This window comes from Schlesneria sp. (assembly GCF_036405755.1).
GTDB lineage: Bacteria > Planctomycetota > Planctomycetia > Planctomycetales > Planctomycetaceae > Schlesneria > Schlesneria sphaerica.
In genome coordinates, this window is record NZ_DASWWZ010000535.1 from 1 (window position 1) to 8,770 (window position 8,770).

The following is an 8,770-nucleotide window of genomic DNA, read 5'->3' on the forward strand; positions in this document are numbered from 1 at the left end:
CTCCGCAACCTGGGCTTCCAACTTCGCCACGCGATGCAGCAAAGCCGCTACCTGCTCTTTGAGTAACGCAACATCATCCATGATGCTCAAAATTTACCAAACCCTGGCCACTGGAAAAGCCCAGAATAGCTTAACAGTTACTTCCAAGTTGACCGCAGCCACCGGTGTACTGCCCGCGACACGCGCGAAGGCGTGGAAATAAATCTTTACGATCCGCGATAGCAGGCCCCGGTTTCAGCACCAGCGTCCGAGATGATGATCGGCTTGGATAGGTTTCGAAGCGGCTTCTGTTTTGTACTGCGCGAAGCGCGATCGTTGTTGACGAATGGGATCTGACGCAATAACAGGACTCGCGATGCGATCCTTAGTGTTTCGATATCAGTCCTAACTGGAATCGGATCCATACTGCGCTGAGTCCACAGAGTGTGCAGCCCCACGCCAGGTCGACTAACGCCATCTTGAGGCTCCATTTCTCGATGACGGCCAGGTTGGTGAAATCGTAAACACCATACATAATCAGCCCGAAGGCTGCTCCCCAGCCGAATGCCTGAAGATAGGGTGTTGTGCCGGACAACAATGGCTGCACGAACAGGACGATTCCGGCAGGAATCAAGAGATAGACGATGATCGCGGCACTCCATCGCGGCGACATTGCCCCGTCGCTTCGGCGAGCAAGTGATCCGATTTCCGCGTCGTAGAACGAGTGCATCAGCAGACCAAGCCAAACTAGGTCAAGTACGAGGATGATTGGCAGCAGCGTCAAAAAGTTCTTCAACGACAAGCTCATTGCAAGATTCCTTTGTGTCCCTATTCGGGTCAGGGAAATTATTGTATGGAAGTCATTCGGCCGCAGATTTCTGTGACGTCATTCGGAAAATGCTGGCAACGAGCGACTTGAGGCTCCTCATCGAGTCGCAGTGAGCCGTGTAAGTCAGCCTTTGGCGAATCCATGGCTCTGTCAGCGCCCGTCCGCCAAGAATTAATGCGACATTACATTGGACGCATGCAGACCATACCTCCTGCAGGCCTGGAATGAATTGAGATTCATCTTGAATATGTGAGACGCTGATCCACAAGATCTGAGGCTGCAAGTCGTGCACCGCCCGAACGAATGAGGAAGCAGGCAACGAGGTTCCTAAATTCTCCGTACGATATCTTTCCGCACTGAGGACGAGGTCGACCATGGCTGTTGGGATGGAGTAATAGTCGTGAGAAAGTGTGCCCCCGATTGCCATTCGATTGGGAAGTGGAGATTGCTGAAAACCTCGTATTTCATGCATGATCTTCGTCACGATTTCGCAACTCCGACGTTCCTGATAGACGTCAATGCTATCGCATGACCAGCGGTCGCCAATGATATGAAACGCAGCTGCAATGACGTTGTCGCAAATCTCGCTGACTTCCATTCCTGAGTTGAAGAGCTCCATCAAGAACCGGCGAGCCGCCAGGCTGTCGGTGGAAAGGAGTGCATCAGCAAACAAGCTGGCCCAAGTTTCTGGGGGGGTGTCTCGAGTCGCACTCACTTGCAACGAGACTTCGGCGGGCGACAGAGTCAGCCCCTTGCTCCGGGCGAACTGCACAATTTCCCGGATGGGAATCTTACGATGCCCGCCGGCTGTTCGGACGATTTCCAGCAGCCCTTGATCACACCATCGCCTGAGGGACGACTCGCTCACCTGCAGCGCACTTGCGGCTTGTTTCGGAGAAAGAAATTGATCGTCCATGCCAATCCGCTCGTGATAGTTTTGATGGTTTGTATCGCAAAGTCTGGGTCAGAATCAAGTTCGGGGTCGGACTTGCCTGTTGTCAAAGCTTCTCGATCGAATCCGAGTTGAAGTTGTTTTACGACCTGCCTACACTCCCGATGGAAGTTTTGACAGTTTTTGGGGTGGCCAATGCGAGTCGCAGTGATCGGAGCAGGAATTTCAGGTCTCGTCGTGGCCGACCGCCTGCATCATCAACACCAGGTGACGCTTTTTGAATCGAACGACTACTTCGGCGGACATACAAACACGGTTGAAGTTGTCATAGGAGATGAAACCCACGCCGTCGACACAGGGTTTATCGTATTCAACGATTGGACTTATCCAAAATTCATCGAGTTATTGGATGATCTCGGTGTCTCTTCTCAACCCACGACGATGGGGTTCAGCGTACGTGACGACCGAAAAGGCCTCGAATACTCTGGTGAGTCGCTCGGGGGTTTGTTCGCTCAACCTGCCAATTTCTTCTCCCCTTCATTTCATCGACTCGTTTTCGATATTCTCAAATTCAACCGGCTCGCATTGCAACAAATCGATTCGCTTGACGACCGATCGACGGTTCGCAGTTTCTTGGACCGAAATTGTTTCTCAGAGCAGTTCGCGGAACAGTACCTTCTGCCGATGGGCTCGGCCATCTGGTCTTGTCCCATGGGGCGATTTAACGATTTTCCAATTCGATTTATCCTCGAATTCTATCGAAATCACGGATTATTCAGCATTTGGCAGAGGCCGGTCTGGCGCGTGATCAGCGGCGGTTCGCAGGTCTACGTCAGAGCGCTGCTGAATCGCTTTCGAGGGATCCGTCGTCCGAATACACCGGTGCTCGGACTACAGCGGGATGCCGAAGGGGTCGAGCTCGTCATTCGGGACTATCCCCCCCAACGATTCGATCACGTCATCTTCGCCTGTCACAGCGATCAGGCGTTGCAGATTATTGGTCCTCAAGCGACGGTTGCCGAGCGTGAAATCCTGTCCGCTTTTCCTTATCAAAGGAACGAAGTGGTATTGCACACGGATGATTCCGTGCTTCCCCGTCAGCGACGCGCCTGGGCCAGTTGGAACTATCGCATCATACAGGCCGCTGAGGAGCAAGCAACGCTAACTTATAATATGAACATCCTTCAGGGGATCAAATCCCGCCAGACGTTCTGCGTCTCGCTGAATCAGCAGTCAGCGATCGATCCGACGAAGATCTTGCGACAGTTCGTCTATCACCATCCTGTATTCACCGAAGGAAGAGGGGCAGCACAAGCTCGGCACCAGGAACTATTAAATGCAAACCATACTTCATTTTGCGGGGCTTACTGGGGTAACGGATTTCATGAGGATGGCGTTGTGAGCGCACTGCGAGTTGCCGAATCACTCAAAAAGGGCTCGAATGCAGCAGATCTTGTGTCTTCAGGGGGAGCACATGCACGATGAGCTACGCCAGTTGCATCTATGAAGGTCGGGTCGCCCATGTCCGTCATAGACCGGTGGTACACCGCTTCCAGTACCCGTTGTTTATGCTGCTGCTTGACCTGGACGAACTGCCTGAGGTGTTCCGAGGGAGATGGTTGTGGTCAACCGCCCGAAGAAGCATAGCATCATTTGTTCGAAGCGATCATCTCGGGCCCGCGAATCAACCTCTGAAACAGACCATTATCGAGCTTGTTAACTCCAGTCTGGGTTTCAGTCCCCTCGGGCCAGTGCGACTGCTGACCCACCTGCGATACTTCGGCTTCCAGATGAATCCTGTCAGTTTTTATTACTGTTACGACAAAGATTGTGAAAACGTCGAATCCATCATCGCGGAAGTCAACAACACTCCGTGGGGTGAGCGTCACTGCTACGTCCTGGATACTCGCGGCCAGATGTTTCCTGAGCGTGGGCTCTGTCCTGTCGCTGGCGACACGCAGAAAGAATTCCACGTTTCGCCATTCATGGAGATGGAGATGTCATACGGTTGGCAGTTCTCAACTCCAGGCGAAAAGCTCCAGATTCGGATCGAAAATCAGTGCGACGGTGTCAAGTTGTTCGATGCGAACCTGGCAATGAATCGGTGTACGATTAACGGTTGGACGCTCAATCGTATGCTGTTGCGTTACCCTCTCATGACCTTACAGGTGTTTATCGCTATTTACTGGCAAGCGCTCAAGCTGTGGTTAAAGCGGGTGCCCTACGTGCCGCACCCGTGAGCGATTCTGTTCCGATGAACCTGCCAGATGAACTTCAGCTTCACCTTTTTTCCTTTCCGAAATCTTGAGAATGGGCCAATGAATTCGACGGACGATGAACTAACGATTGAAGCAACCAACACACCAAATTGGATTGACCGAGCGGCGAAGAAAATCCTCTTCAATCGGCTGCGGGGAATGAGCCGCGGTGAGATCACTGTTGAGGATGGCTCAGCAAAGGAAACGCTTGGGGTCAAGGATCACCTGAGTGTGGTGCTTCATATCCATCGGTGTCGTTTTTATCGAGATGCCGTCTGTGGGGGGGCCTTGTCTGTTGCCGAATCCTACTTGCGCGGCGACTGGGACTGCGATCAGTTGACGAGCCTGTTTCGGATCCTGATCCGCAATGCGGATGCAACCGCTCGCCTGTCCGGAGGACTGGCTCACCTTACTGGAGTCTTTCAGCGGCTTTATCATCGCTGGCATTACAACAGCAAATCGGGCAGTCGCAGGAATATCGCGGCGCACTATGATCTGGGTAACGACTTTTTCAAGCTTTGGCTTGATGAGTCGATGGCCTATTCAAGTGGCATATTTCTTGCGCCGAACGAGTCCATGAAAGACGCGTCGATTGAGAAGATTGATCGACTTTGTCGCAAACTCGATTTACGGCCTCAAGATCATCTTCTGGAAATTGGTAGTGGCTGGGGTGGATTAGCCATTCACGCTGCTCATAACTACGGTTGTCGAGTGACGACGACCACAATTTCACATGAGCAGTTTCGACTTACCCGGAATCGAATCGACCAGCACAACCTCTCCGACAAAGTCACCGTTATTGAACAGGATTACCGAGATGTCACTGGTACGTTTGACAAACTTGTCTCTGTCGAAATGATCGAAGCGGTTGGATATGCGTACTTTGATGCCTATTTCAAAAAATGTGCTTCACTGTTGAAACCCTCGGGGACAATGGCCATTCAGGCGATTGTGCTTCCTGAGAGAGATTACGAAACATATCTGCGAAACACCGATTTCATTCAGCGCTATATCTTTCCGGGCGGATGTCTGCCCAGCCTCGGTGCGATGCTGGAGTCGGTGGGGCGTGTCACGGACTTGCGATTCGTCCACGCCGAAGACTTTGCTCCTCACTATGCGGAAACCCTGAGGCAATGGCGTCGCGTCTTTCATGAGCAATTGCCCGAAATTCGGCGGCAAGGGTTCCCTGAACGCTTCCTGCGGATGTGGCACTATTACTTTTGCTACTGCGAAGCGGTGTTTGAAGAACGTGCGGCAGGTGTGATTCAGGTTCAATTCGACAAGCCAGATTGTCGTCGCGATCCCCTGCTCCTCAGTACCTGGGCCGCGGAAACCAGTCACATGGCAGCGCGGTTCAAGCGTCAATCGAATTCGTTCGCGGTCCCGATCGAGCAGGAACAATCATGAGTATACTCGCTTGGGGTGTCGAGGCGTTGGAACGCGGATGGATTCCCGATCCCTTCACTCGAATGATTATCCGCCAATTGTGCCGGACAACTCTTCATGCAGGTTCTGACTCCCATTCAGTCGCAGCAAGGGACGAGAAGTTTCTTGATTCACTTCGTTCGGGGCCGATCGCACTCTCGACGCACGAAGCCAATCAGCAGCACTATGAATTGCCCGCAAAGTTTTTCGAAATCGTGCTTGGCCCTTATCGCAAGTACAGTTGCTGTTTCTTCGAGAATGAAGACTCGACACTTGAGCAGGCTGAGAAGGCTGCGATCGAAATCACGTGTGACCGCGCTGACTTAAAAGACGGCCAGGAAATTCTCGAGCTCGGCTGCGGATGGGGATCTCTGACGCTCTGGTTGTGCGAACATTACCCGCAGAGCAACGTCGTAGCCGTGTCCAATTCGCAACGACAGCGGGAGTATATCGAAGGCCAGGCAAGACGGCGGGGTCTGAATCGACTGAAGGTGATCACCGCCGACATGAATGAATTCTCGCCAGCAGCCTGCCAGCTTGGCCAGTTTGATCGGATAGTCTCCGTTGAGATGTTTGAGCATCTTCACAATTTTGAGGAAGTTTTGCGCCGAATCTCGAGTTGGCTCGTTCCCGAGGGAAAGCTGCTTGTGCATCACTTCTGTCATAAGGAAAGATGTTACCCTTACGAGACGAGCGGAGAACTCAACTGGATGGGCCGCCATTTCTTCACGGGCGGCATAATGCCCAATGAAAAGCTCCTTGACGGGTTTAGGAATGATCTGAAGGTTGTCAATCGCTGGAACTGGAACGGCAAACACTACCAGAAAACGTCGAATGCCTGGCTACAAAATCTGGATCGCAATCGACGCGCGGTGATTGAAGTTTTCGCCGATGTGTACGGAGTCGATTCAGCAGAACGCTGGTACCATCGATGGCGGATGTTCTTTCTCGCCGTGGCGGAATTGTTTGGGTATTCGGACGGTGAAGAGTGGTATGTGACTCAATCACTCCTTGAACAGGTACAGCACCCTCAGTCGACAGTGCGAGGCCGTGCATGAATCCTCTGTTAACGACGATGTGGATGAGTCTCGTGATCGTGCTGGTGAGCATGACGATCTTGTGGATCATCGGTACGGTTCGACGCGATGTCAGTCTCGTGGACCTCTTCTGGGGAATGGGGTTTGTCATCATCGCCTGGACAGCGTGGGGATTGAATAGTCCAGCGAGTTCTCGAACGTGGCTTCTCGTTCTATTGACGACCATTTGGGGTTTGCGTCTTTCGTCGTTTCTGGCCTGGCGCAACTGGGGCAAGGACGAAGATCACCGATATGCAGCGATGCGCAACTATCATGGACAACGTTTCGGGTGGGTGAGCCTCGTCACCGTTTTTCTCCTGCAAGGAGTGTTGATGTGGTTCATCTCATTGCCCCAACAGGTCGCGATCACAACCCCGATCGCACCACCATTAGGAGTTTGGGACGCGATGGGAATTGCGATCTGGTCCCTCGGGTTCATTTTCGAAACCGTGGGAGACTGGCAACTGGCCAGGTTTAAGTCCATTCCGTCGAACTCGAACCGAGTCATGCGGACTGGGTTGTGGCGTTTCACACGACATCCAAATTACTTCGGAGATTTTTGCGTCTGGTGGGGAATCTACTTGATTGCAGCGGCGGGAGGTGCCTGGTGGACAATCGGCAGCCCCCTTTTGATGTCAGTCTTATTGCTCAAGGTATCCGGTGTGACCTTGCTCGAAAGCACGATCGGTGATCGCCGCCCGGATTACGCAGCTTATCAAGCCCAGACAAACGCATTCTTTCCCTGGTTTCCAGCCTCCGAGAAGGGCCGTCACGAACCTCCTGTTCGTGATCAGGATCATTGATACAGCGAAATCAGGTACAGCGAAATCAGAGCAACGGAACGCAATATCGAGGTTCCGTGCGACCAGTGGTGTTGGACCGGAGTCTGAAAAATGGTCTCTCAAAGGAAGTGAATCAGGACATCTGAAGACGAATCGGTCGATCAGCGCAGAATGTCTCTGGTAAGTTTGACCCAGCTAACTTTGACCCAGCGCTATTGAAGCTGCTGGGTTTGCCTGTCTAACTTGCCCGGGTCGGAATGGAAAATTTCCGTGAACGGATCGGCTTGCACAAGCATCTTCGCAAAAGTGAAATTCGTGGTACAGCGTCGATGTGGAACGATGATCTTGTTAGCGCGGCAGTGCAGAGACTACTCGCTGCTCTTGAGGTACTTGTCGAACCACGCCTGCTCCCATGTCATCTTGGCGAGGCGGTGTTGATAGGAATTCAGGGTGTGGCCCGCTCCGGGATAGGTCACCAGTTCCGCGGGGGAGTTCAGGTAGCGTCGGGCGACTCTGTAGAGAGCCCTGCTGTTGATTGGGGGGACGCGTGTGTCTGCACCGGGAGCGTGCAGGAGGAGCGGTGTTTTGAACGACGTGCTCTGAATCTGGCGTAGCGGGGATGACCGGTCATACTGATCGCCTGATGTCCAGGGAAGTCCTCGCTGGTAATTCACCACGTGGCCCGGGGTTTCCCCTTCGCTCCACTGAATCGTCATGTCGGACATTCCGGCACCTGAACTGGCAGCACGAAATCGGTCGCTATGGGTGATGAGGCAGTTTGTCAGATAGCCACCGTTGCTCCATCCCATGACTCCCAGTCGTTCAGGGTCGGCAATCTGTTCGGCGATCAAGTGATCAATACCCCTCATAATGTCCTCAACTTCGATCTGGTTTTCTCGTCCGATCAGATTCGTGAGAAAGTCGTCGCCGTAGCCGGTCGAGCCCCGGTAGTTGGGACAGAATACAGCGTAGCCGCTCGTTGAGAGCTGTGTACGGCCGTAAATCCAGAACTGGAAGCCGTAGTAGTCACATGCCGTGGGGCCTCCGTGCAGGCAGACAACCATCGGCAGAAGGGTCCCCGGTTTGTGGTCGGGGGGAAGTTCGAGAATTCCTTCGACCTCATCACCCTCCGCCCCTTTCCACTTCACTCGTGAAATGGTGGGGAGCTTCCAGGTGTCGATTTGTGGATTGACTGTGGTCAATCGTTCGGCGGGTTTTCCGTTTTGGCGGTCCCACAGGAAGACATCCCGGCTGTAATCGAGTTCTGTCTGCAACAGTGCCAGATGCGTTCCATCCGGCGAAATTCCATAGGCGTCGATATTCACGTTTTCGGCAGTCAACGTCTTTGTTGTCAGCTTGTCGGTGCCGAGTCCCGTGACGCTCATCAGACGCGCCACGGCGTGATCATCGACGAGGTAGCAGAATTCGTCGCCGGTTCCTCTTTGAATACCACCGCGAATAAATTCGCCAGCGAGACGGGGTGTCTTTCTCACGTTCACGTCATCAGTCTTCACATCTGCCATGATCAG

At 53.0% G+C, this 8,770-nt stretch carries 8 protein-coding genes; 5 read left to right on the plus strand and 3 right to left on the minus strand.

Annotated features, from left to right (window positions below; genetic code table 11):
* Positions 1-364 precede the first annotated feature (364 nt).
* The gene (locus VGE80_RS18085) at positions 365-787 is read right to left on the minus strand and encodes a DUF2177 family protein (protein ID WP_373653076.1); all 423 of its coding nucleotides are present in this window, start codon (positions 785-787) and stop codon (positions 365-367) included.
* A gap of 52 nt (positions 788-839) precedes the next feature.
* Complete coding sequence (locus VGE80_RS18090) at positions 840-1,724, minus strand: B12-binding domain-containing protein (RefSeq protein WP_373653075.1); 885 nt, start codon at positions 1,722-1,724, stop codon at positions 840-842.
* 171 nt (positions 1,725-1,895) lie between these two features.
* On the opposite strand from VGE80_RS18090, the gene VGE80_RS18095 reads away from it, so the two are divergent.
* The 5 genes from VGE80_RS18095 (at position 1,896) to VGE80_RS18115 (ending at position 7,262) form a co-directional block, all read left to right on the plus strand.
* Positions 1,896-3,185, plus strand: a complete 1,290-nt coding sequence (locus VGE80_RS18095) for an NAD(P)/FAD-dependent oxidoreductase (protein WP_440593637.1) — start codon at positions 1,896-1,898, stop codon at positions 3,183-3,185.
* Positions 3,182-3,940 carry a DUF1365 domain-containing protein gene (locus tag VGE80_RS18100; RefSeq protein ID WP_440593638.1) on the plus strand — a complete coding sequence of 253 codons (759 nt, stop codon included), beginning with the start codon at positions 3,182-3,184 and terminating at the stop codon, positions 3,938-3,940. Before VGE80_RS18095 ends, VGE80_RS18100 begins: the two co-directional genes overlap by 4 nt.
* A 78-nt stretch (positions 3,941-4,018) precedes the next feature.
* The gene (locus VGE80_RS18105) at positions 4,019-5,365 is read left to right on the plus strand and encodes a class I SAM-dependent methyltransferase (protein ID WP_440593639.1); all 1,347 of its coding nucleotides are present in this window, start codon (positions 4,019-4,021) and stop codon (positions 5,363-5,365) included.
* A complete protein-coding gene (locus VGE80_RS18110; RefSeq protein WP_397569294.1) occupies positions 5,362-6,441 on the plus strand; it encodes an SAM-dependent methyltransferase in 1,080 nt (359 codons plus the stop codon). The genes VGE80_RS18105 and VGE80_RS18110 overlap by 4 nt, the downstream gene beginning before the upstream one ends.
* Complete coding sequence (locus VGE80_RS18115; RefSeq protein ID WP_397569293.1) at positions 6,438-7,262, plus strand: DUF1295 domain-containing protein; 825 nt, start codon at positions 6,438-6,440, stop codon at positions 7,260-7,262. The genes VGE80_RS18110 and VGE80_RS18115 overlap by 4 nt, the downstream gene beginning before the upstream one ends.
* A 347-nt stretch (positions 7,263-7,609) precedes the next feature.
* Here VGE80_RS18115 and VGE80_RS18120 read toward each other — a convergent pair.
* A partial coding sequence (locus tag VGE80_RS18120) for an alpha/beta hydrolase family protein (protein WP_440593640.1) occupies positions 7,610-8,770 on the minus strand: 1,161 nt, incomplete at its 5' end.

Bases quoted from the DNA above. Each gene is read 5' to 3' on its own strand.
- VGE80_RS18095 (WP_440593637.1), top strand. From the start codon at position 1,896: ATGCGAGTCGCAGTGATCGGAGCAGGAATTTCAGGTCTCGTCGTGGCC.
- VGE80_RS18090 (WP_373653075.1), bottom strand. From the start codon at position 1,724: ATGGACGATCAATTTCTTTCTCCGAAACAAGCCGCAAGTGCGCTGCAG.
- VGE80_RS18085 (WP_373653076.1), bottom strand. From the start codon at position 787: ATGAGCTTGTCGTTGAAGAACTTTTTGACGCTGCTGCCAATCATCCTC.
- VGE80_RS18100 (WP_440593638.1), top strand. From the start codon at position 3,182: ATGAGCTACGCCAGTTGCATCTATGAAGGTCGGGTCGCCCATGTCCGT.
- VGE80_RS18105 (WP_440593639.1), top strand. From the start codon at position 4,019: ATGAATTCGACGGACGATGAACTAACGATTGAAGCAACCAACACACCA.
- VGE80_RS18115 (WP_397569293.1), top strand. From the start codon at position 6,438: ATGAATCCTCTGTTAACGACGATGTGGATGAGTCTCGTGATCGTGCTG.
- VGE80_RS18110 (WP_397569294.1), top strand. From the start codon at position 5,362: ATGAGTATACTCGCTTGGGGTGTCGAGGCGTTGGAACGCGGATGGATT.